Origin of the sequence: Flavobacterium flavigenum (assembly GCF_027111255.2) — a bacterium.
Classification (GTDB): Bacteria; Bacteroidota; Bacteroidia; order Flavobacteriales; family Flavobacteriaceae; genus Flavobacterium; species Flavobacterium flavigenum.
Map to the genome: position 1 here is coordinate 3833579 of NZ_CP114285.2, position 21542 is coordinate 3855120.

A 21542-nucleotide genomic window follows, 5' to 3' on the forward strand; every position below is an offset into this window, starting at 1 on the left:
AACTAAAAATCTTTTTCGATGACGTTGTATTTATGATCTAAAATTGATTTAAGAACAGCAGGATTTGAATTGACATAAAAGATAGGTTCGCTTGGTTCCGCATCTGAAAAACCTACTTTTTCACGCAGTACGTTTTTGGTTTGTCTGGCCACTGCTTCTCCGGAATCTATGATTTGAATATGTTCTGGCAGTATTTTTTTAATCTGCGGAATCAAATACGGATAATGGCTGCAGCCCAAAACCAGATAATCAATATTAGCCTCAATCATAGGCTGTAAATAAGATTCTAATAACAAAGTCATTTCCGGTGAATTCAGATTGCCTTCTTCAATAAGCTGAACCAGTCCGTAACCTACCTGTTCGATGATTTTTGTATCATGAAACATCTCGGCAGTCTTATTAAATAACTCACTATTCAGGGTGCCTTTAGTAGCTAATATGCCTATTACCTGGGTTTTTGAATTATGTGCAGCTGGTTTTATTGCCGGTTCGATTCCTATAAACGGAATGTCATAATCTGCACGAAGTTCCTGTATTGCATTTGTAGTAGCAGTATTACAGGCAACTACAATTAATTTGCAGTTGTTTTCAATTAAAAAGTCGACATTTTTTTTACTTAAAGCAACAATTTCTTCTTTAGTTTTTTGACCATAAGGAGCATTTTTACTATCTGCTAAATAAATTGTTTTTTCATTTGGAAGTAATTTGTGAATGGCACTCCATATTGAAGTCCCTCCAATTCCGGAATCAAAAACACCTATAGGATTGTTGTTTGTCATAAAACAGAAATATATTTTTTTGAGAATCTAAATTCGTACTTTTTATTGGAAATTAAGTTAAATAAATTAGAAATTTATTCCAAAGGAAATCTCTTTTTGTAAAACAAAGATTAAAACATTTCTTATATTAGATAGTAGATTAATCTTGGTTTTTTACACAAGTATTAGTAAAAACAATGTATTGAAAAATCAATTATTGAAAACAAAAAATGGCTCAATTTAAATTGAGCCATTTTTGTAATAAGAAATTTGTTTCTTAGAATCCTAAATCTTTTTTCACATCAGCAGTAATGTTTGGTCCATCAGCTAATAAAAGAGTTGAACCGTCTAGTACGTATTGGAAACCTTTAGCTTTTCCAATTTTTTGGATAGAAGCTTTTACTTTTTCCATTAAAGGTTTTACTAAATCAGTTTCTTTTTGCTGCAGCTCTTTTTGAGCATTATCTCTGTAGTCCCCAATTCTTTTTTGCATATCCTGAACTTCTTTAGCACGCTCAGTATTTACTGCTTCGGTTGCTGTTGTAGATTCAGCGTCATACTTTTTGATTTTTGTTTGATATTCCTCAATCATTTTTTTGTATTCCGCATCATATGTTCCGCTTAATTTTTGTAATTGAGTTTGGGCATCAAGCATAGCAGGCATCTTCGACATAATCTCGCTAACATCAACATGAGCTGTTTTAGCCTGCGCATTCATTGTATTGTTTGCAGTCAAAATAAGCACTGCAGCAATTACTAAAGTTTTGATTTGTTTCATCATTTTAAAATATTAATTAATTATTGGTCGTATTTGATTTTTCTGTTTCGGCTTCCTTAGCTTTTTTAGCCGCTTCTCTTTCTTCTAAAATTTTCTTCTTTTTTTCTTCTAACTCTTTTTTACGCTGTTCATAAAGTTTTTGTCTTTCTTCGGCTTTATTAACAGTAGGTTCAGTTGTTATTGGAGTTGCCGAAGGTGGAACTGTTGTCTCTGTTTTTGTAGCTTCCGCTGGTTTTGCAGTTTCAGAAACCGTGCCATTTTTTTTGGCTGCTTTTTCAGTGGCTATAGCATTCCTTTTATCTTCGTATTCTTTTCGTTTCGCTTCCTGTTCTAATTTTCTATCGGCAACTAATTTTTCTCTTGCTGCCTTTCTTGCATCCAATGCTTTTTGCCTGTCTGCCATAGCCGGATTTTCGTCAATCTCGTTTTCAATATTTTCCTTGGCCTCTTGTTCTTTTAATTGCTTTTTATTGAGTTGCTGTCTCTTTTCTGTTCTGTTTAGGATACGAATAACCTGATCACTTATGTCAAATCTTTTAGCCGAAAAAAGCATGGTCAAATCAGATGATTTATCAAAAATAAAATCATAGTTTTTGGCTTCTGCTATATCTTGTACAGCAGTAAAAACCTGATCTTGTATCGGTTTTGCCAAAGCTGCTTTTTGATGCATCAAATTCCCATCAACTCCAAATTGTTTCTGCTGGTATTCCAACATCTCATTTTCAAGGAACTTAATTTCTGTTTCTCTTTCCTCAATAAGCTCTTTTGTAAGCAGAGCCTTTTCAGTTTTAAGGTTGTCCTTTAATTTATTTATTTCTAACTTTTTGGTTTCGATTTCCTGCTTCCATTTAGTAGCTTTTAAATCTAACTGAGATTTGGCCTCTTTGTAATCAGAAACATTTTCTAAAATATATTCCATGTCGATGTAGCCAATTCTGGTCGACCTTGTTTGTGCCTCACTTGTATTTGCTACAATCAAGGCTAAAAATATAAATAAAAATTGTTTTCTCATACATTAACTTTATTTCAGATTTTTAACCAAATATATCTTTTAAAATTGCTGTCCAATAATAAAGTGTATTTCCTGACCATGTGCTTTCGTTTCGCCTCGCTGAGGATCAAATCCATAACCAAAATCAATACCTAATAATCCAAATGCAGGCATGAATACACGTAAACCAAAACCAGCAGAACGATACAAATCGAAAGGGTTATAATTTTTAAACCCGTCATAAGATGCACCCGCTTCTAAAAACGTAAGAGCATAAATAGATGCTGATGGTTTCAGTGTAATAGGATAACGCAATTCCATAGAAAATTTATTATAAATTGTTGCTCCAACCTGCTGCCCTACACTATTTACAGGTGTCAAAGAGTTATTTTCATATCCTCTTAATCCAATGGTTTCTCTTCCGTCCATAGAATAGTTCGCCATACCATCTCCACCTAAATAAAAACGTTCAAAAGGAACGATCCCTCTTGCCTGATTGTAAGCACCCATGAAACCAAATTCGGTTAATGTTCTTAAAACTAATTTTCCATATATTTTATTATACCAGTCTGCTCTAAATTTGATTTTATAGTATTCTAACCAATTGTATTTTTCCTGATCTACTTTTGCCGGATCAGCAGCAGCTTCCTGAGGAGTACTTACTTTGTTTCCAGATGAATCAAGATAGTCACCCTTTTCAATCATTTGTCCATTTGCATCTGGTACTGTTGAATCAGCACTTGCTCTTAATTTATATTCTTCTTTTTCACCTAAGGTTGCATAATCTACATTATTAAATAAAGAATAAGGAGGTGTTACTTTTGCCGAAACACTGAACTCAGAACCGTAAGTTGGGAATATAGGATTCAACCCTTTATTACTTCTCGTAAGACCAATTGTATAGGCTAAATTTCTTGAAGTTCCATTACCAAAAGTAAAAAGACCCGTAAAATAATTATTCAAATCATAATGCTGGTAACTTACAGACTGAGATAACACGAAATAATCATCCGGAACAGTTAATCTTTTAGCAAGTCCAACTTGTACTGTAAAAATATTGAAGCTTTGACTTTTATCTACATTACGTCCATAACTATAATTGAACTGCTTACTGTAAGATATAGAGGAACTAAATTGTACCGGTTTTTTACCTCCAAACCAAGGCTCAGAGAATGACACGCTATACGTTTGGAAATAGGTACTTCCTTGTAAACGAAGGGATACTTTTTGACCATCACCCATAGGTAGTGGCTTATAAGCTTCTTTTTTAAACATATTTCGTGCCGAAAAGTTATTAAAAGATAAACCTAAAGTTCCTATGAAGCCTCCGCCGCCATATCCACCTTGTAATTCTACCTGGCTGGAACCTTTTTCAACTAAATTGTATTCGATATCTACTGTTCCGGCTGCAGCATCTACGTTTTTAAATTTAGGATCAATCGCTTCAGGATCGAAAAAACCTAATTGCCCTATCTCACGAATAGTTCTCACCAATAATTCTTTGCTATATTTTTCACCCGGTTTAGTCCTTAATTCACGATAGATAACATGATCATTGGTTTTGTCGTTTCCTACTACCGATATTTTATTAAAATAAGCAATTGGACCTTCAGTTATTCTGATTTCAAAGTCAATCGTATCATTTACGGTTCTTGTTTCTACGGCATTAATATTAGAAAATAGATAACCGTTATTCTGATAAAGGTTTGTAATATCTTCCCCGTCAGGTTTAGTTTTGTCAGCAATACGTTTTTCAAGCATTACACCATTATAAGTTTCTCCCTTTTTTATTCCTAAATAACGATTTAACTGTTGATCTGAATAAACCGTATTCCCTAAAAATTTAATATTTCCAAAGTAATATTTGTTTCCTTCTTCCAGATTAATTTTGATAGCAAGCATGTTTTTTTGCTTATTATAAGTGACAGAATCATATATAATACGGGCATCACGATAACCTTTTTCTTTATAAGCCGCAATAACTTTTTCTAAGTCAGTTTTGTACTTTTCAGGAATAAATTTTGAAGCTTTCAGGACACGCAATACGTTTTTTTGCTTGGTGTCTTTCATAGCTCTTCTCAATTGGGTGTCAGTTAGTTGTTTGTTCCCTATAAAGTCAATGCTGCTTATTTTTACTTTATCACCCTTATCTACACGAACCAGCATGTTTACATTATTTCCTGCAGTAGTATCTGGAGTGGTTGTAATGGTAACTTTGGTGTTGTAAAAGCCTTCTTTTTTGTATTTGTTTTCGATGTAGTTTTTTGTTGTAGTGATTAGATTTTCGTTTACGATCTTGCTTTTCGTCAGGTTGTTATCTTTTATTAACCCTTCAACTTTACTTTTCTTAATGCCAACAAATTTTACTTCGTTTAATTTAGGAAGTTCTACTATATTTAAGTCTAAATAAATGCTGTCATTTTCAACTTTATTTACATAAAAAGCAATTTCATCAAAAAGCCCAAGCTTTCCTAATTTCTTAATTGCCCCGCTAATTTCTTCGCCCGGAACAGTAATTTCCTGACCTTTTTGTAAGCCTGAAAATGTTACAACAGTTTGTTCATTGAAGCTTATTTTACCAACAACAGAAACTTTTGCAAGAATGTATTTTTTTCCCTGATCAAAAGGAATTCTTTCTTGTGCTTTGATTTGAGAAAAACTACCCAAAAGAAGTAGGGTAAGTATTATTTGTATTCTATTTTGCAACACTAAAATATTATTTAATTTGTTCACTGGTTTTTCCAAATCTACGTTCTCTTTTTTGATAACTAATGATAGCCTCATATAAATTTTGTTCTTTAAAGTCAGGCCAGAGCACATCAGTAAAATATAATTCTGAATAGGCTATTTGCCAGAGCAGGAAATTACTTATTCTGTGTTCTCCACTTGTTCGTATTAATAAATCTACGTCAGGTAAATTTTGCGTGTAAAGATGCTCATTTATAATTGAATCGTCAATACTGTCTAATGAAATTATATTATTTTTAACTTTATCACTGATGAGCCTGACAGCGTTCACCAATTCTTCTCTGGATCCGTAACTTAAGGCCAGTGTCAGCGTTAAATGAGTGTTGTTTTTTGTTTTTTCGATAACATCCAACAACTCTTTTTGAGCCGATTTTGGCAGCCTGTCAAGATTTCCAATTGCATTCAGTCTTATGTTGTTTTCCTGTAAAGTCACAAGTTCTTTTCTTAATGAATTTATAAGAATTTTCATTAATGCCTGAACCTCTAATTTTGGACGATTCCAGTTTTCTGTAGAAAAAGCATATAACGTTAAGTACTCAATGCCAAGTTTAGCACAAATTTTAATGGTTTCTTTAACTGATTTGGTGCCATTTTCATGTCCAAAAGCACGAAGAAAGCCCTGTTGTTTTGCCCAACGCCCATTCCCGTCCATAATAATGGCAAGATGTTTAGGTAAATTTGTCTTATCTATAGATTCTAATAAATTCATTTTATTCTGCACAATAGCAAGGTTTTTGTCCAAAGGTATATGTTAAGGTTACTCCGGTAAAAACATACCAATCGTTGTTATTTAAATTCCCAAAACGATTATTCGCAAATGAATCATCTTTAGGGTTGCTTCCATCTATATTATCTGTAAAGGTATATCTTGCCCCTATTTCCGCAGCTAAGACAAAATCACGACTAATATTTGATTTTATTCCTAATATTATAGGTATGGCAAATGAATTTGCTCCTTTGTCTTTTTTTGTCACTCCGTTTACTATATGTAATTCATCATATCGAAAATAACTTAAACCGGAAAATATATAGGGAGTTATTTTTAGATCTTCATCATGCAAATTAAAATCAAAGAAGTTAAATTCTAAACCGGCAGAAAGTTCTCTTACGTTATTTTTAAAACTAAATCCTCTTTTATATCTTGATGGTTCTTCTGATTGTCGGTCATTTCCTGTGATTCTGGATTGTGTGTATGAAAAACGATAAGAATGGCGTGGACTTTTATTCCATTTATACAAAATACCAATAGCAGGCTTTTCAGGAGCAATATATGTAGTGCTCCCAACATCTCCTATAAAGTTACTTCCGCCAAGAAAAACACCAATCTCGTTTATTTGAGCATTAAGTGTGATAAAGGGAAAAAAACATAACAATAAATTAAAAATTTTCTTCATTTAATTCAAAATTGCGTGCAAATATAATAATTATCGATACGAATCAACGTTCCTTTAGATAAATGTGTCTTTTTTTAAATTTACCGTATGATTTTGAAACATTTAATGAAGATTCGATATATGCAAAACGAGAAAGAGTATAAATATCGTATAGTTTAATCTGTAAAAAAAATTAATTCCTTTTATCTTCTCCCCAAAGCAATTTTTTTCTAAGTGTTTTTAAGAAAGTTTCGCCTGGAATTTCAACCATTTTAATTTTAAAATCTGTTTTTTTTATAGTTAAGACCGATTCATTTTTAATAGAAGCAATTCGTGAATCAAGCGATACTAAATATTGGTCTTCTCTTCCGGATACACGAAGTTTTATTTCAGTATCGTCAGGTATAACCAATGGTCTGGCGTTTAAGTTATGAGGAGCAATAGGGGTAACTACCAAACTTTTTACATCCGGAGTCAATATTGGTCCGCCACAGCTTAATGAATATCCTGTAGAGCCTGTTGGGGTCGAAAGAATAAGCCCGTCAGCCCAATATGAGTTCAGGTATTCATTATTCAAATAAGTTTCAACAGTAATCATCGACGTTGTATCTTTTCTGCTAACAGTAACTTCGTTCATTGCAAAATTTAAATCGTCTTCGATAGCATCATTTTTTGGTTCACAGGTCAGGCTCAGCAATGTTCTTTCAGAAATGGTGTAGTTTTTATCAATTACAAACTGTAAAAAACCATCAATGCCTTCTTTTGGGACAGTTGCCAGAAAACCTAATCTCCCGGCATTGATTCCTAAAATGGGTACACCTGAATTACGAACTAAACTGGCAGCTCTTAAAATAGTTCCGTCGCCTCCAATACTTAGCAACATTTCAAAACTATTGTCAAGTTTTGTTTTTCCTGAGAAAGTTTTATATTCTTTTTTAATTAATTGTTTCTCGTAAAGCATTTTCAGAAAGTTTTCTTCAATGACCATTTCGACATTATTGTTGTTGAAAAATACAAAAATATCTTTGATAATGGGTTCGGTACTGTTTTGGTAATACTGTCCGTAAATGGCTACTTTCATTTTATTAAGTTAGATAATGAGAAAATTTGATAATGTGCCAATGTGAAATCATCTTATTGACTCATTTTCTAATTGCCCTATTATAATTATATATTAAGGTATTTGTCTAAATAATCAGAACGTTCTTTTAGGCTGTTAATGTAAGTGTCTTCCTGATGCTCTGAGATAATGTCATAATTGTATCTTCTGAAGGTTTGGATGATTTCATTCATTGGTCCAACACCAATTTTTACTGTAATATTAACATTTTCTAAATCGGCTTCAGATATAAAACAGCCCAGAATTTTACCATTATTGCTCTCTACGATTTGTGCTACCTGTGCCATAGAATAATCTAAAAGTCCTTTTTGAACGATAATAATACCGCCCTGTTCTTTTAAAAATGGAGTTTCCTGAAAAAATTTCATTATATCTTCCATTTCATAATATCCAATATAGGAATTGTTTTCGTCAAGAACCGGAATTACATTCGTATGGTTTTTAGCAAAAATTTCCAGAACGTCGAGCCAAATCATTGATTTTCTGGCAAAAAAACGTTCTAATGTGTATTTGTAATCAATTATTTTTTTATTAGTATCAAATGTTTCAATATCATCAGAAGCAATGCTTCCAATGAAAATTTCGTTTTCCACAACAGGAAAATGAGAAAAACTTAAATCAGCAAAAAAGTCCTGAACAGATGCTATCGTTTCCTGACTGTTGATTGCTCTAAAATCGTTGGTGATATAGTTAGTGATTTCTGTCATAAGTAGTTTGAAGATATTTGATGCAAAATAATCAAAAAATAGCAAAAAATGCTACGTTTTACTTTGTATTTTTGCCTTTACAAATATAATGCTACAGAATTAATAATCTATTTTTATGACGAAATTAAGTGTAAATATCAATAAAATAGCAACTTTACGTAATGCCCGTGGAGGAAATGTTCCTGATTTATTAAAAGTAGCCGCCGATATTGAAAAATTTGGAGGCCAAGGGATTACAATTCACCCGCGTCCGGATGAACGCCATATCCGTTATCAGGATGCCCGCGATTTAAAAGCGATTGTTACTACCGAATATAATATTGAAGGAAATCCTCAGCATAATTTTATTGATTTGGTTTTAGAATGTAAACCTGATCAGGTTACACTGGTTCCGGATGCAATTGGTGCAATTACTTCTTCTGCAGGTTGGGATACTATAAATAATCAGTCTTATTTGGCTGAGGTTATTCAGGAATTTCAAAGAAACGGAATCAGGACTTCAATTTTTGTTGATCCCGTTTTAGAAATGATCGAAGGGGCAAAAAAAACAGGGACTGACAGAATTGAATTATATACCGAATCTTTTGCCCACCAATACGATTTAGGAAATAAAAAAGGAATCGATCCTTACGTTAAAGCTGCAGAATTGGCAAATGAATTAGGTTTGGGAATCAACGCAGGACATGATTTGAGTCTGGATAACATTCAGTTTTTCAAACAAAATATTCCGGGATTATTAGAAGTTTCTATTGGTCACGCTTTAATTTCAGAAGCGCTTTATCTTGGTTTGGATAACGTAGTGAATATGTATTTAAATAAGTTGAAATAATTCTTCCGAATAAAAAATAATATAAATATGCTTTACTCAAAAATAGAAGGCAATGGAAAACCATTCGTCATCATGCACGGATTTCTTGGAATGTCTGATAACTGGAAAACCCTTGCGGGACAATATGTAGAAGCAGGATTTCAGGTTCATATTTTAGATTTGCGAAATCACGGACGTAGTTTTCATTCGGATGAATGGAGTTATGAAGCCATGGTTCAGGATGTTTTTGAATACTGTCAGGCAAATGATTTAGATAAAATCGATTTGCTTGGGCATTCGATGGGCGGAAAGGTAGCAATGCTCTTCGCTGCAACACATCCCGAAATTGTAGAAAAATTAATTGTAGCAGATATAGGCCCGAAATTCTATAAACAGCATCATCAGGATATTTTGGCTGGTTTGAATGCAGTCGATTTTTCAGTGAAACCAAGCCGTGCGGATGTTGAGGAAATTGTATCGCAATATGTGCCTGATTTTGGAACGCGCCAGTTTCTATTAAAAAATTTATATTGGAAAGAGCCGGGACAATTAGCTTTTAGATTCAATCTGGAAGTTTTTAATAATAATCTGGATGCTATCGGAAAACCTTTGACAGAAGGTTTGACTTTTGACAAACCTACATTATTTATACGTGGCGGAAATTCAAATTATATTTTGGATTCGGATGTCGATGCAATAAAACAGCATTTTCCGGATTTAAAATTAGAAACTATTCCAAATGCAGGACACTGGCTTCATGCTGAAAATCCGAAAATGTTTTTTGATCTCACAACTGCTTTTTTGAAATCGTAATTAAAAAAAATAGTACTTTTAACTGAAATTTAAATCAGAAAACCATGAATTTATTACTTAGACTTCTTGTTACCGCTGCTTTGGTTTTGTTGTTGTCGAATCTTTTGTCCGGTGTGCATGTTGCCAGCTTTGGTACAGCCGTAATTGTTGCAGTAGTTTTAGGATTGTTAAACCTGTTTATCAAACCTATTTTAGTAGTGCTGACCTTGCCGGTTACAGTTATTACGCTGGGCTTGTTTTTACTGGTTATTAATGCCATTATTATTTTATTGTGTACAAAAATCGTTGGTGGTTTTGCAGTCGATTCGTTTTTGACGGCATTAATTTTTAGTGTGATTTTGTCTATACTACAATCGATCACCTATAAAATAGTAGGAGACGATAAAAAATAAAATACGAAGTTGTTCTGAAGCACTTCAAATACAATAGATTAAAAACTTGGCTGGGTTGCAAAAATTTTATAATTTTGCAACCCAATTTTATTATGTAAATTAAAGAAGAAGATGGATATCAAAAGAGTAGCAAAAGACGCTGTGAATGAAACAATTGTAATGAATGTTGTTCACATGGATTATAAAGGGCAGATAGCAAAAAGAATTAACGAAAAAATGCCTTTAGCACAAGTAAAAGGTTTTAGAAAAGGGCAAGTACCTAAAGATCTTGTTGAAAAACAATACGGAAAAGCTATTAAGCAGGAAGAAGTTAAAAAAGTTGTTGATTTGGCTTTAGAGCGTTATATTCAATCTGAAAGGTTAAACCTTTTAGGTACTCCTATTGCTAAAGTAAACGAAAACTTTGACTGGGATGCTGAAGAACTAACTTTTGAATACGAAATTGGTTTAGTGCCAAACTTCGAAATTGATCTTGAAGCTAAAAATGATATCGTAAAATATGTAGTTACTGCGGACGATAAATTAATTGACGGACAAGTGGAGCGTATCCAAAAACAATTCGGAAAAGCAAATCCGGTTGAAAAAGTTACGGCTGATTCTGATGTTACCGGAACTTTTGCAAACGCAGAAAACGGAATCGAAAACAAAACAACTTTTTCATTGTCAGTTTTCAAAGATAAAAAGACAGCTGATTTATTTATCGGTAAAGAAGTGGGTGATGTAGTTACTGTAAACACAAAAGGTTTATTCGAAGACGATCACCAGTTAATGGATTACTTAAAAGTGCCTCACGATAATGTACACGATTTAGCAGTTGATGTAGCTTTTACAATCGAAGCAATCAATGTATCTGAGCCTGCTGAATTAAATCAGGAATTGTTTGATAAACTTTTTGGTGAAGGAAAAGTAGCTTCATTAGAAGATTTGAAAGCTAAAATTAAAGAAGATGCTGAAGCACAATTCGCACAGCAGGCTGACCAAAAATTATTATTGGATGTTCAGGATTTCTTAATCGAAAATACAAAATTCGATTTACCAGCTGAATTCCTTAAAAAATGGTTGCAGACTGTAGGAGAGAAAAAACTCTCTGCTGAAGAAGCTGAAGTAGAATACGCAAGATCTGAAAAAGGTTTACGTTTTCAATTGATCGAAGGAAAAGCAATGGCTCAAAGCAATATCCAAATTACATTTGAAGATTTGAAAGCTTTTACATCAAACGCAATCAGACAGCAAATGGCTCAGTTTGGACAAACTAATCCAACTAACGAAGAAGTAGAAGGAATTGTGGCAAGAGTTCTATCTAACCAGGAAGAAGTAAAAAGACTTTCTGAGCAGGTTGTAGCGGCTAAATTGTTAGATTTGTTCAAAGAAAAAGCAAATCCAACAACAAAAGAAGTAACTTATGATGAATTTATTGCTGCGTCTTACGGAGAATAATTTCTAAAAAATTAAGCATATAAAAGGAGCGTCACGGATATTTTTCCCTGACGCTCTTCTGTTTTTTTATTTCAGTTAAAGAAAATATTTTTTTGATGTGGGTTTCAATTTATTTTTTATTACTTTTCAGAAGCTAATCCAGCTATCCGTTACAAGTTTTTTCATTGCTGCCTTTTTTGTAAGGCAAAAAAAGAGCTTCCGCTGGTCGCTTTTTTTTACCAACAAAAAATAGTTGCCATTTCAAAAAGCTTTTCACTGCTATCTGGGCTAAATAAGACAAATTGACACATAAGTAATAAAGGTACAACCTTTGATGGAAGGAATAATATATAGGTATAACATAAACTTAGAACACTTAAAATATGAACTACGGTAAAGAATTCAAAAAATTTGCTACAAAGCACCAGGGAGTAAACGCCATGTACTATGACAAAATCGTAGCGGCAATGAACCCAACCAATATGACTCCATATATTATTGAAGAACGTCAGTTGAATGTTTCTCAATTGGATGTTTTCTCAAGATTAATGATGGACAGAATTATCTTTTTAGGAACAGGTATCGATGATCAGATCGCTAATATTGTTCAGGCACAGTTACTTTTCTTAGAAAGTGCCGATGCATCAAAAGACATTCAGATTTATCTAAATTCTCCTGGAGGAAGTGTTTATGCAGGATTAGGAATTTATGACACCATGCAATACATCAAACCAGACGTGGCAACAATTTGTACAGGAATGGCAGCTTCTATGGGGGCAGTTTTATTATGTGCAGGAGCAGCAGGAAAACGTTCGGCTCTGCCACATTCAAGAGTAATGATTCACCAGCCATCCGGAGGAGCTCAGGGAGTTGCTACAGATATGGAAATCAACTTACGCGAAATGCTGAAATTAAAAGAAGAATTGTATAACATCATTTCGCAGCATTCAGGACAATCTTTTGAAAGAGTTCATAAAGACAGTGAGCGCGATTACTGGATGAAAGCTGACGAAGCAAAAGAATACGGAATGATTGATGAAGTATTAAGAAGAGGATAATTTTAAAGTTAAATTTTAGTTTAGGTTTCAGGTTTAAAGTTACAGCTGTTAACTTGAAACCTGAAACTTTAAACTTTAAAAGAAGAATAAAGGTTAATAGGTTGCTAAGTTTTTGAGGTTTAAATATTAAAATCTCAGAAACTTAGTATCTTTGCAGCTTAGTAACTTAAATAAAGAATGGCAAAAGTAGTATTAGAATGTTCGTTTTGTGGAAGAAAAAAGCCAGAAACTAATTTATTAATCGCCGGAATCAATGCGCACATTTGTGATAAATGTATTGAGCAGGCACACGGAATTGTATTAGAAGAATTAAAATCCAGCGGAAGTTCAAAACTGGTTGGTGACTTAATCTTAAAGAAACCAAAAGAAATCAGGGCTTTCCTTGATCAATATGTTATTGGACAGGATCAGACAAAGAAAGTAATGTCGGTTGCGGTTTACAATCACTACAAGCGTTTAATGCAACAGCAGTTAGACGATGAAGTAGAGATTGAAAAAAGCAACATCATTATGGTCGGGCAGACCGGAACCGGAAAAACATTGGTAGCAAAAACGATTGCAAAAATGTTAGACGTTCCTTTGGCTATTGTTGATGCAACAGTATTGACAGAAGCCGGTTATGTTGGTGAAGACGTTGAAAGTATTTTGACTCGCCTTTTACAAGCTGCTGATTATGATGTAACCAAAGCAGAAAGAGGAATTGTTTTTATTGATGAAATTGATAAAATCGCCCGTAAGAGTGATAATCCATCCATAACACGTGACGTTTCAGGCGAAGGAGTGCAGCAGGCTTTATTGAAATTATTAGAAGGAACAGTTGTAAACGTGCCACCAAAAGGAGGACGTAAACATCCGGACCAGAAATTTGTTGAGGTAAATACACAAAACATTCTTTTCATTGCCGGAGGTGCTTTTGATGGCGTTGAACGTATTATTTCTAAACGTTTAAACCGTCAGGCAGTTGGATATTCTACTTCTAAAAATGCAGATAATATCGATAAAGACAATTTGTTGCAATATATTATTCCTAAAGATATTAAAGATTTTGGTTTGATTCCTGAAATTATTGGTCGTTTGCCAGTTTTGACACATATGGATCCGTTAGACAGGGAAACGTTGCGTGCCATTTTGACTCAGCCTAAAAATGCACTGGTAAAACAATATCAAAAGCTGTTTTTAATGGATGAAGTGGAATTCAGTATTACCGATGAAGCTTTAGATTTTATTGTAGACAAAGCTTTAGAATACAAATTAGGTGCCCGTGGATTACGCTCGTTATGCGAAGCAATTTTAACAGACGCTATGTACGAATTGCCAAGTTCTGATGATAAAGTTTTATCAATTGATAAAGATTATGCAGAGCATACACTAAGTAAAAATTTATTGAAGCGTATGGAAATTGCTTCGTAATTTTTCAAATAATATTTTTCAAAAACCTGTTCAAATGAGCAGGTTTTTTTATGTCAACATTTTGAGTAATACTTTTCTTTCTTTATTTTAAAAGAATATATTTGATGTTTTAATTTTGTACTATAAAGTATGATAACAGAAGTTTTAAAAAATTTAGCATATTTATATTATCCTAAAAATATATGTCCATGGACTCAAAAGGAATTGTATTTAGAAACTGTAGAGTATAAAAGACTGAAATCATTAATAGAATATTTTGATTCTGATGACAATCAGAAAATTCGAAATAACATTAGGAGAGAATTTGATAAGGATTCTGTTTTAAAGAATTTTGAGGATTTTTCGAGATTGGATTGTCAAGATCGGTGTTACAACTTTTTTTTAAACGTCTTTGAGGGAGGAGAAATGTATATGATTAATTTATATATGAGTTTTCTGATTCCTTATTATGCAATTCATGTTTCAATTCTTAAAGGCCGAATGATTTTTTCACAATCTAAAATTGACGAAATGGAAAGAGAAAATTTAGATACTAGAAAACTTAAAGATTTAGTTTTAGAGATAGAAAATATAGTGGAAAAGAAACTGCTATATTCAAAATTTCCCGAAGAGTTATTAAATCATAAATTTGAGGATATTAGTTTTCAGGATTCATATTTAGGCGAATTTAAGATGTTTAATGCTTTTTTTAATAATCAATCTGTTCCGAAAGATGAAAATAAGGAGTAAGAATTTTGTAATCTTTTCGATGGTTTTTATGGTTCTTATTTTTTCTTGCAACAAAAAAAATAAAGAAGTAAATATTTCAAAAAATCAATCTGAAAGGGCAATTATTGGAGAAGAAAAACCTCCTGCAGAAATTGATTACAGCAATTATTACAAAAAAGCTCAACAATATTGTAAAAACAATAATCTGAATCAAAATCAATTTATGTTGATTGATTTAGGTGTACATTCAGGTTTAAAAAGATTTTTTGTGTATGATTTTAAGAATAAAAAAAAATCAAAATCATATATAGTAAGTCATGGTTGTGGCGCCAATGAATGGGGCAGAACGAATTCAAAACTCGATGCGCCAATTAGCAATGAATTTGATTCGCATTGTTCGTCGCTGGGCAAATATGTAATTTTAGATCGCGGTGTGAGTCAATGGGGAATCAAAGTCAATTATATTTTAAAGGGAAAAGATAAATCGAACTCGAATGCCGCAAGCCGTGCCATAGTTTTGCATTCCTGGGAAGCGATTCCGACTGATGAAGTTTATCCCGAAGGAACACCGGAAGGCTGGGGATGTCCGGCAGTTTCAAACGAAAGTATGAGAGAAATTGATGAACTTTTGAAAACAAATAAGAAGGTTTTGATGTGGATTATTAAGTCATAATTGTCTTCTTATTATGAAAACAAAATTTCCGGTTTAGCCCTGATCGAAGCGGCATCCTCTGGCTGCGGGGTTCGCAGGCAGAGATATAGCGGAGAGCAGGACTATTGGTGATGAAAAAACTAATTTTCTGCTCCTGAAAAAAATTACTGAACCCTAAATTTCTCCCGATATTCAATAGGCTTCATACCGACCATTTTATAAAATACTTTTCTAAACGCTTTTGGATCGTTGTAACCCGTTTTTTCGATAATTTCTGAAATCGAAAGCTGGGTCTGTTCCAGATATTTCTTTGAACTTTCCACTCTTATGTTTTGCAGATATTCGATAGGTGGAATTCCTGTCACTTGTTTGAAACGACGTGTCATATTGCGGGCACTTGTCGGAATATCTTTGGTGATTTCTTCGAGTTTTTCGATACTGTGATACTGACTTTCGATTTTTTGCTGGAGCATGGCAACCAAAGCATCATTGTGCAAATGATTAGGTCTGAAAGTACTGAAATAGCTTTGTTTGTATCGGTTTAAATCGATCGAGAAAATTTTGGCAATTTGAACAGCAATTTCGTTTCCACAATATTTTTGTACTAAAAGAATCAGTAAATGAAAAGTTGAGGTTGATCCGCCGCTGGTGTACAGACTTCCGTCTGCAGTCAGGGTTTCCTCGGGTTTTAACTTCACTAGCGGAAAAGCTTTGGTAAATGCACTGCAGGCATCAACGTGGGTAGTGGCCAGTTTTTCGTTGAGCAATCCGGAAGCAGCAAACAAAAATGCCCCAGTGCAAAAGCTTGCCAGTTCAGCACCTTCCTGATGGTGTTTTTGCAGCCACGGAATAAATTTTCGATTCCTGGTAATCATTTCACTCATGTTATCGGTGGTAAAAGCTGGAATCAGAATGAGTTCTAAATTTTTATCAGAATCCTCAATTGAATTCACTTCATAACCAAATAATTTTTTCTCATTGATTTGCTCAGTCGATTGAAACACCATAATCTCAAAAGGTTTTTCAATTTCCTTATGTAATTTATTCGCTGTTTCAAAAACTTCTAAAATTGCCGCTACGCTTAGTAATTTGTAGTCATGCCCCAAAATTAAACCTACTTTCCTGCTCATAATTTTAGTTTTATCGATAATACGAAGATATACATTTTGTCTTAAATGACCCTAAAGTTGACTTTTATTGTAGCCAAAAACTGATTTTGATAATTTAAATTTGTTTATATCTAATTTGAAATTTTATAAAGATGATCACAAAAATTTTTCTGAATCTTCCTGTAAAAGATTTAAATCGTTCCATTGAATTCTTTACACAGCTTGGTTTTTCATTTAATCCACAATTTACTAATGAAAAAGGCACTTGTTTAATCATTGCCGAAAACATAAATGTGATGCTTTTAGCTGAAGAGTTTTATAAAACATTTACCAATAAACAAGTTTGTGATGCCAATACGACCAGCGAAGTGATTATTGCAATATCTGTTGAAACTCGTGAAAAGGTTAATGAAATAATTGAAAATGTGGTTAAGGTCGGAGGTGCAGAATACATGGATACAAAAGATTACGGCTGGATGTATCAGAAGATGTTTCTGGATCCTGACGGACATCATTGGGAGGTTTTCTTTATGGATGAAAGTCAGATTCCAACAGGAAATTAATTTGTGAATTAAATAATTAAATATGATAACTGTACAAACTATTGTTAATGCTCCAATCGATAAAGTTTGGGAATTCTGGACGACACCAAAAAATATTAGGAAATGGAATAACCCCACGGATGACTGGCATACGCCATATGTAGAAAATGATGTGAAAGTAGGTGGTGAATTTAAATATACAATGGCGAGGAAAGATGAAAGTATCTGCTTTGATTATGAAGGAATTTACACTAAATTGGATAAATTTTCAGTTATTGAATATAAGCTGGTAGATAACAGGACAGGAAGTGTTCGTTTTGAAATTCAGTATGATAAGGTTAAAATCACAGAAATATTTGAACCCAATTCCGAAAATCCTGAAAATGAGCAAAAGGAATTTTGTCAGCGGGTGATTGATAATTTTAAAAAATATACTGAAGCAAACTAATGAAAGGAGAAACAATTAATAACAGCGAAGTAACCGATTTTCTGGACAAACTAAATCATCCGCTCACAAAGGAAATCGATGCATTGCGGGTTTATATTTTGTCATCCAATCAAAATCTTACTGAAAATATTAAGTGGAACGCTCCTAATTATTGTTTTGAAAATGAAGACAGAATTACAATGAAAGTTTTGCCAGTAACTGCAAAAGTCCAGCTGATTTTTCACAGGGGAGCAAAAAAGAAAGAGCAGCCAAAAGAAAAAATAATTTCCAATAAAAGTAAAATGCTGGTCTGGAAAGAAAATGACAGAGCTATCATAACATTTACTGGTTTGCAAGAAATTGAAACAGGAAAAATAGAACTACAAACCATTATAAACGAATGGTTAAATGCAGAGAAATAATAAACAAAAAATAATATGATTACGATCAAAACTACAGTAAATGCATCAATAAGTACAGTTTGGGAATTTTGGAATACACCTGAACACATTACCAAATGGAGTTTCGCGTCTCCGGACTGGCACACACCTTATGCAGAATCCGATTTAAGAGAAGGAGGAAAATTTAAATCGACCATGGCTGCAAAAGACGGCAGTATGAGTTTTGATTTTGAAGGTGAGTTTACGCTTGTAAAACCAAACGAAGCTTTGCAATATGTCATAGCAGACGGAAGAAAAGTTGAAATCACTTTTACCGAAACACAAAACGGAGTAGAAATAATTGAAAGTTTTGATCCTGAAACACAAAATCCGGAAGAAATGCAGCGTGGAGGCTGGCAGGCAATTCTGGATAATTTTAAAAATTATGTAGAAACAAATTAGTTTTTTAGAGGTTCAAAGTAACAAAAACACAAAGTCTGAAATTCTAAAATAATTTAGTATTTGTGAGAGAATAAACCCCCAACTTAAATTAGCTTATATCACTTATATGGTTTAAAAAAGTTTAACAAATAAAATATCAAAAATGACAAAACAAATTTGGTTGAATCTTCCTGTAAAGGATGTAGCAAAAGCAAAAGAATTTTTCTGGAAAATAGGTTTTTCGTTCAATGAACAGCATGATACCCCAACTTCGACTTGTATGCTGGTAGGAGAAGGGCATTTTGTGGTAATGCTTTTTGAAGAATCCATTTTTGCAGGTTTTTCACAAAACGGTATTACAGATACTAATTCGGGTTCTGAGGTTTTGATTTCGATTGATGCTGAGAACAAGGATGAAGTTGATGAACTGGCTCAAAAAGTGAAAGATGCCGGAGGAACTGTTTTTTCGGAGCCGGCGGAAAGTCAGGGCTGGATGTACGGTTTTGGTTTTGCAGATTTGGATGGCCATCGTTGGAATGTCTTATTTATGGATTTTAGTAAATTATCATGATTATGGAAACATTAGAATTTAAAATCAGAATCAAAGCTACACCGGAAAAAATCTGGTCAGTTTTATGGGATGATGAAACCTATAGAAAATGGACAGCCCCTTTTTGTGAAGGCTCCTATGCCGTAAGTGACTGGAATGAAGGCGATAAAATACACTTCATGGCTCCAAACGGAGAAGGAATGAACAGTATTATAGAAAAGAAAGTCCCAAATGAATACATGGCTTTTAAGCACATAGGCGAAATCAAGGATTTTGAAGAATTACCTGTAGATAAAGATGCTGAGAATGGGAGTGGTTATATGGAAACGTATCGTTTAATTCCCGACGACGAGTTTACAGATCTGGTTTCGCAGGTTGATGTAATCGAAAAACACATGGACTATTTTAAAGAAGCCTTTCCAAAAAGTTTAGAAGCGATTAAGGAGCTTTCGGAAGAATAAAATTCAATATCAATTTCAAAAATCAATTTCAATAACAATAAAGAATATTAATAAAAAATAAAAAAATATCATGGCAACATCGGTAAACCCTTATTTAATGTTTAATGGAAAGTGTGAGGAAGCATTTCTATTTTATAAATCTGTTTTTGGAGGTGAATTTCCGTATATCGGAAAATATAAAGATGCTCCGGCAGAAGATGGTGGAGAAGCACTTTCGGAAGAACAATCGAATCATATTATGCACGTTTCACTTCCAATTGGAAACACCATTTTAATGGGAAGTGATAGTCATCCCAAATATGGAGATGTAGGTTTTGGAGATAATTTTTCAATTTCTATTAATACTGAAAGTACAGAAGAAGCAGATAGGATTTTTAACGGACTTTCGGCTGGAGGTCATGTTGGAATGCCAATGAACAAGACGTTTTGGGGAGCTTATTTTGGAATGTTTAAAGATAAATTCGGTATCAACTGGATGGTGAATTTTGATGAAAACCAGCCAATTGAATAAGTGAAAAAGTTAGGTTATTATAATACCTGAACATAATTGTTAAATAACCTGAAAAAGCACATTGATTTGTGCTTTTTCGTTATAAAAAAACAAACAATATACTTTTATATCAACAATAGATTGCCGATTTTTGTCGCTTCTTAAATCAACAAGGATAAAATGGCAAAAGAAGATAAGGAAATTATTTTATTAAAAGTTTCAGGACACGACAAACCGGGTGTTACCGCAGGTTTAACCACAGTATTAGCAGCTTATGATGCTGTTATTTTAGACATAGGTCAGGCTGATATTCACGATACATTATCTTTAGGAATTTTATTCGAAATCGAAGCCGGATCCAGTTCAGGACCTGTTTTAAAAGACCTTTTGTTTAAAGCTTACGAACTCGAAGTAAAGGTTAAATTTATTCCGATTTCTGTTGAAGATTATGAAACCTGGGTAAAATCGCAATCCAATCAGCGTTACATTATCAATATTTTAGGAGAAAAATTAACGGCTGTACAACTGGCTGCCGTGACCAAAATAATGACAGACCAGAATCTGAACATTAATTCTATTATCAGATTAACTGGAAGGACTTCTGTTGTTGAAAAAGAAGAATATCCACGTTCCTGCATCCAGTTATCTGTTACCGGAGAAATTGTAAACAAGATTGAAATGACAGCCAATTTTATGGCTATTTCCAGAACGCTTGATGTTGATATTTCGTTCCAGGAAGACAATATTTACAGACGAAACAGACGTTTGGTTTGCTTCGATATGGATTCAACTTTAATCCAGACAGAAGTTATCGATGAACTGGCAGAATTAAATGGAGTAGGAGAACAGGTAAGAGCCATTACTGAATCTGCCATGAACGGCGAGATTGATTTCAACGAAAGTTTCAAAAAACGTATGGCTTTGCTGGAAGGTCTGAGCGAAGACGTTTTGCAAAAAGTAGCCGAAAACCTGCCTATCACAAAAGGAGCACACCGCTTGATGAAAGCGTTGAAATACTACGGTTATAAAACAGCTATTTTATCCGGAGGATTTACCTATTTTGGAGAATATCTTCAAAAAGAGCTGGGAATCGATTATGTTCATGCTAATCAGCTGGAAATTAAAGACGGAAAATTAACCGGTAAATATATAGGCGATATCGTAGATGGTTTAAAGAAAGCAGAATATCTGACCGCCATCGCAGAGAAAGAAGGGATTCACATCAACCAGACCATTGCCGTTGGTGACGGGGCAAACGATTTACCAATGATCAACCTTGCCGGTCTCGGAATCGCTTTCCACGCCAAACCAAAAGTAAAAGAAAGCGCTTCAAACTCTATCTCAAGTTTAGGACTTGACGGAGTTTTATACTTGTTAGGCTATCACGACAGATATATTGATATGATGTAA

General features: G+C 33.7%; 25 protein-coding genes. 16 read left to right on the forward strand and 9 right to left on the reverse strand.

The window, feature by feature from the left end:
• Positions 1-2 precede the first annotated feature (2 nt).
• The 8 genes from murI to OZP09_RS15945 form a co-directional block, all read right to left on the reverse strand.
• The gene (murI, locus tag OZP09_RS15910; RefSeq protein WP_269234700.1) at positions 3-779 is read right to left on the reverse strand and encodes a glutamate racemase; all 777 of its coding nucleotides are present in this window, start codon (positions 777-779) and stop codon (positions 3-5) included.
• Positions 780-1035: 256 nt separating this feature from the next.
• Entirely contained in the window at positions 1036-1539 is a 504-nt protein-coding gene (locus tag OZP09_RS15915; RefSeq protein WP_223683104.1) for an OmpH/Skp family outer membrane protein, read from the reverse strand.
• A gap of 13 nt (positions 1540-1552) precedes the next feature.
• The gene (locus OZP09_RS15920) at positions 1553-2548 is read right to left on the reverse strand and encodes an OmpH/Skp family outer membrane protein (RefSeq protein ID WP_269234701.1); all 996 of its coding nucleotides are present in this window, start codon (positions 2546-2548) and stop codon (positions 1553-1555) included.
• A gap of 39 nt (positions 2549-2587) precedes the next feature.
• Entirely contained in the window at positions 2588-5311 is a 2724-nt protein-coding gene (locus OZP09_RS15925) for a BamA/OMP85 family outer membrane protein (RefSeq protein WP_269234702.1), read from the reverse strand.
• Positions 5244-5984 (reverse strand): undecaprenyl pyrophosphate synthase, encoded by a 741-nt coding sequence (uppS, locus tag OZP09_RS15930; protein ID WP_269234703.1) that lies wholly within the window; start codon positions 5982-5984, stop codon positions 5244-5246. The genes OZP09_RS15925 and uppS overlap by 68 nt, the downstream gene beginning before the upstream one ends.
• 1 nt (position 5985) lies before the next feature.
• Positions 5986-6669 (reverse strand): type IX secretion system protein PorG, encoded by a 684-nt coding sequence (porG, locus tag OZP09_RS15935; protein WP_269234704.1) that lies wholly within the window; start codon positions 6667-6669, stop codon positions 5986-5988.
• A 172-nt stretch (positions 6670-6841) separates the two neighbouring features.
• Complete coding sequence (locus OZP09_RS15940) at positions 6842-7729, reverse strand: NAD kinase (protein ID WP_269234705.1); 888 nt, start codon at positions 7727-7729, stop codon at positions 6842-6844.
• Between the two features lie 86 nt (positions 7730-7815).
• The gene (locus tag OZP09_RS15945) at positions 7816-8475 is read right to left on the reverse strand and encodes a CBS domain-containing protein (protein ID WP_269234706.1); all 660 of its coding nucleotides are present in this window, start codon (positions 8473-8475) and stop codon (positions 7816-7818) included.
• Between the two features lie 115 nt (positions 8476-8590).
• On the opposite strand from OZP09_RS15945, the gene OZP09_RS15950 reads away from it, so the two are divergent.
• The 8 genes from OZP09_RS15950 to OZP09_RS15985 all read left to right on the forward strand — a co-directional run bounded on the left by OZP09_RS15950 (position 8591) and on the right by OZP09_RS15985 (position 15753).
• Positions 8591-9304: a pyridoxine 5'-phosphate synthase gene (locus OZP09_RS15950; RefSeq protein WP_281309651.1), complete on the forward strand. Its 714-nt coding sequence runs from the start codon at positions 8591-8593 to the stop codon at positions 9302-9304.
• Positions 9305-9331: 27 nt separating this feature from the next.
• Positions 9332-10096 carry an alpha/beta fold hydrolase gene (locus OZP09_RS15955; protein WP_269234707.1) on the forward strand — a complete coding sequence of 255 codons (765 nt, stop codon included), beginning with the start codon at positions 9332-9334 and terminating at the stop codon, positions 10094-10096.
• A gap of 44 nt (positions 10097-10140) precedes the next feature.
• On the forward strand, positions 10141-10488 hold the full coding sequence (locus tag OZP09_RS15960) for a phage holin family protein (protein ID WP_269234708.1): 348 nt from the start codon (positions 10141-10143) through the stop codon (positions 10486-10488).
• Positions 10489-10599: 111 nt separating this feature from the next.
• Positions 10600-11925 carry a trigger factor gene (locus tag OZP09_RS15965; RefSeq protein ID WP_269234709.1) on the forward strand — a complete coding sequence of 442 codons (1326 nt, stop codon included), beginning with the start codon at positions 10600-10602 and terminating at the stop codon, positions 11923-11925.
• A gap of 362 nt (positions 11926-12287) precedes the next feature.
• Positions 12288-12962, forward strand: a complete 675-nt coding sequence (gene clpP / locus OZP09_RS15970) for an ATP-dependent Clp endopeptidase proteolytic subunit ClpP (RefSeq protein ID WP_223683114.1) — start codon at positions 12288-12290, stop codon at positions 12960-12962.
• Between the two features lie 177 nt (positions 12963-13139).
• Positions 13140-14372, forward strand: a complete 1233-nt coding sequence (gene clpX / locus OZP09_RS15975) for an ATP-dependent Clp protease ATP-binding subunit ClpX (RefSeq protein WP_078227300.1) — start codon at positions 13140-13142, stop codon at positions 14370-14372.
• 129 nt (positions 14373-14501) lie between these two features.
• Positions 14502-15101 carry a hypothetical protein gene (locus OZP09_RS15980; RefSeq protein ID WP_281309652.1) on the forward strand — a complete coding sequence of 200 codons (600 nt, stop codon included), beginning with the start codon at positions 14502-14504 and terminating at the stop codon, positions 15099-15101.
• A complete protein-coding gene (locus tag OZP09_RS15985) occupies positions 15085-15753 on the forward strand; it encodes a murein L,D-transpeptidase catalytic domain-containing protein (RefSeq protein ID WP_281309653.1) in 669 nt (222 codons plus the stop codon). The genes OZP09_RS15980 and OZP09_RS15985 overlap by 17 nt, the downstream gene beginning before the upstream one ends.
• Positions 15754-15896: 143 nt before the next feature.
• Here the strand turns inward: OZP09_RS15985 and OZP09_RS15990 are convergent, their stop codons facing one another.
• Complete coding sequence (locus tag OZP09_RS15990; RefSeq protein WP_269234711.1) at positions 15897-16862, reverse strand: GlxA family transcriptional regulator; 966 nt, start codon at positions 16860-16862, stop codon at positions 15897-15899.
• A 131-nt stretch (positions 16863-16993) separates the two neighbouring features.
• On the opposite strand from OZP09_RS15990, the gene OZP09_RS15995 reads away from it, so the two are divergent.
• The 8 genes from OZP09_RS15995 (at position 16994) to serB (ending at position 21542) form a co-directional block, all read left to right on the forward strand.
• Positions 16994-17404, forward strand: coding sequence for a VOC family protein (locus OZP09_RS15995; protein ID WP_269234712.1), 411 nt, complete (start codon positions 16994-16996; stop codon positions 17402-17404).
• A 22-nt stretch (positions 17405-17426) separates the two neighbouring features.
• Entirely contained in the window at positions 17427-17831 is a 405-nt protein-coding gene (locus OZP09_RS16000) for an SRPBCC domain-containing protein (RefSeq protein WP_269234713.1), read from the forward strand.
• Positions 17831-18232, forward strand: coding sequence for a DUF1801 domain-containing protein (locus OZP09_RS16005; protein ID WP_269234714.1), 402 nt, complete (start codon positions 17831-17833; stop codon positions 18230-18232). The genes OZP09_RS16000 and OZP09_RS16005 overlap by 1 nt, the downstream gene beginning before the upstream one ends.
• A gap of 15 nt (positions 18233-18247) precedes the next feature.
• The gene (locus OZP09_RS16010; RefSeq protein ID WP_269234715.1) at positions 18248-18652 is read left to right on the forward strand and encodes an SRPBCC family protein; all 405 of its coding nucleotides are present in this window, start codon (positions 18248-18250) and stop codon (positions 18650-18652) included.
• Positions 18653-18794: 142 nt separating this feature from the next.
• Positions 18795-19202 (forward strand): VOC family protein, encoded by a 408-nt coding sequence (locus tag OZP09_RS16015; protein WP_269234716.1) that lies wholly within the window; start codon positions 18795-18797, stop codon positions 19200-19202.
• Positions 19203-19204: 2 nt separating this feature from the next.
• Positions 19205-19642, forward strand: coding sequence for an SRPBCC family protein (locus OZP09_RS16020; protein ID WP_269234717.1), 438 nt, complete (start codon positions 19205-19207; stop codon positions 19640-19642).
• 70 nt (positions 19643-19712) lie between these two features.
• On the forward strand, positions 19713-20153 hold the full coding sequence (locus tag OZP09_RS16025; protein WP_269234718.1) for a VOC family protein: 441 nt from the start codon (positions 19713-19715) through the stop codon (positions 20151-20153).
• 159 nt (positions 20154-20312) lie between these two features.
• Positions 20313-21542, forward strand: coding sequence for a phosphoserine phosphatase SerB (serB, locus tag OZP09_RS16030; protein ID WP_269234719.1), 1230 nt, complete (start codon positions 20313-20315; stop codon positions 21540-21542).

Excerpts from the sequence above, each read along its gene's own strand:
- murI (WP_269234700.1), bottom strand. The coding sequence starts at position 779 with ATGACAAACAACAATCCTATAGGTGTTTTTGATTCCGGAATTGGAGGG.
- OZP09_RS15915 (WP_223683104.1), bottom strand. The coding sequence starts at position 1,539 with ATGATGAAACAAATCAAAACTTTAGTAATTGCTGCAGTGCTTATTTTG.
- OZP09_RS15920 (WP_269234701.1), bottom strand. The coding sequence starts at position 2,548 with ATGAGAAAACAATTTTTATTTATATTTTTAGCCTTGATTGTAGCAAAT.
- OZP09_RS15925 (WP_269234702.1), bottom strand. The coding sequence starts at position 5,311 with ATGAGGCTATCATTAGTTATCAAAAAAGAGAACGTAGATTTGGAAAAA.
- uppS (WP_269234703.1), bottom strand. The coding sequence starts at position 5,984 with ATGAATTTATTAGAATCTATAGATAAGACAAATTTACCTAAACATCTT.
- porG (WP_269234704.1), bottom strand. The coding sequence starts at position 6,669 with ATGAAGAAAATTTTTAATTTATTGTTATGTTTTTTTCCCTTTATCACA.
- OZP09_RS15940 (WP_269234705.1), bottom strand. The coding sequence starts at position 7,729 with ATGAAAGTAGCCATTTACGGACAGTATTACCAAAACAGTACCGAACCC.
- OZP09_RS15945 (WP_269234706.1), bottom strand. The coding sequence starts at position 8,475 with ATGACAGAAATCACTAACTATATCACCAACGATTTTAGAGCAATCAAC.
- OZP09_RS15950 (WP_281309651.1), top strand. The coding sequence starts at position 8,591 with ATGACGAAATTAAGTGTAAATATCAATAAAATAGCAACTTTACGTAAT.
- OZP09_RS15955 (WP_269234707.1), top strand. The coding sequence starts at position 9,332 with ATGCTTTACTCAAAAATAGAAGGCAATGGAAAACCATTCGTCATCATG.
- OZP09_RS15960 (WP_269234708.1), top strand. The coding sequence starts at position 10,141 with ATGAATTTATTACTTAGACTTCTTGTTACCGCTGCTTTGGTTTTGTTG.
- OZP09_RS15965 (WP_269234709.1), top strand. The coding sequence starts at position 10,600 with ATGGATATCAAAAGAGTAGCAAAAGACGCTGTGAATGAAACAATTGTA.
- clpP (WP_223683114.1), top strand. The coding sequence starts at position 12,288 with ATGAACTACGGTAAAGAATTCAAAAAATTTGCTACAAAGCACCAGGGA.
- clpX (WP_078227300.1), top strand. The coding sequence starts at position 13,140 with ATGGCAAAAGTAGTATTAGAATGTTCGTTTTGTGGAAGAAAAAAGCCA.
- OZP09_RS15980 (WP_281309652.1), top strand. The coding sequence starts at position 14,502 with ATGATAACAGAAGTTTTAAAAAATTTAGCATATTTATATTATCCTAAA.
- OZP09_RS15985 (WP_281309653.1), top strand. The coding sequence starts at position 15,085 with ATGAAAATAAGGAGTAAGAATTTTGTAATCTTTTCGATGGTTTTTATG.
- OZP09_RS15990 (WP_269234711.1), bottom strand. The coding sequence starts at position 16,862 with ATGAGCAGGAAAGTAGGTTTAATTTTGGGGCATGACTACAAATTACTA.
- OZP09_RS15995 (WP_269234712.1), top strand. The coding sequence starts at position 16,994 with ATGATCACAAAAATTTTTCTGAATCTTCCTGTAAAAGATTTAAATCGT.
- OZP09_RS16000 (WP_269234713.1), top strand. The coding sequence starts at position 17,427 with ATGATAACTGTACAAACTATTGTTAATGCTCCAATCGATAAAGTTTGG.
- OZP09_RS16005 (WP_269234714.1), top strand. The coding sequence starts at position 17,831 with ATGAAAGGAGAAACAATTAATAACAGCGAAGTAACCGATTTTCTGGAC.
- OZP09_RS16010 (WP_269234715.1), top strand. The coding sequence starts at position 18,248 with ATGATTACGATCAAAACTACAGTAAATGCATCAATAAGTACAGTTTGG.
- OZP09_RS16015 (WP_269234716.1), top strand. The coding sequence starts at position 18,795 with ATGACAAAACAAATTTGGTTGAATCTTCCTGTAAAGGATGTAGCAAAA.
- OZP09_RS16020 (WP_269234717.1), top strand. The coding sequence starts at position 19,205 with ATGGAAACATTAGAATTTAAAATCAGAATCAAAGCTACACCGGAAAAA.
- OZP09_RS16025 (WP_269234718.1), top strand. The coding sequence starts at position 19,713 with ATGGCAACATCGGTAAACCCTTATTTAATGTTTAATGGAAAGTGTGAG.
- serB (WP_269234719.1), top strand. The coding sequence starts at position 20,313 with ATGGCAAAAGAAGATAAGGAAATTATTTTATTAAAAGTTTCAGGACAC.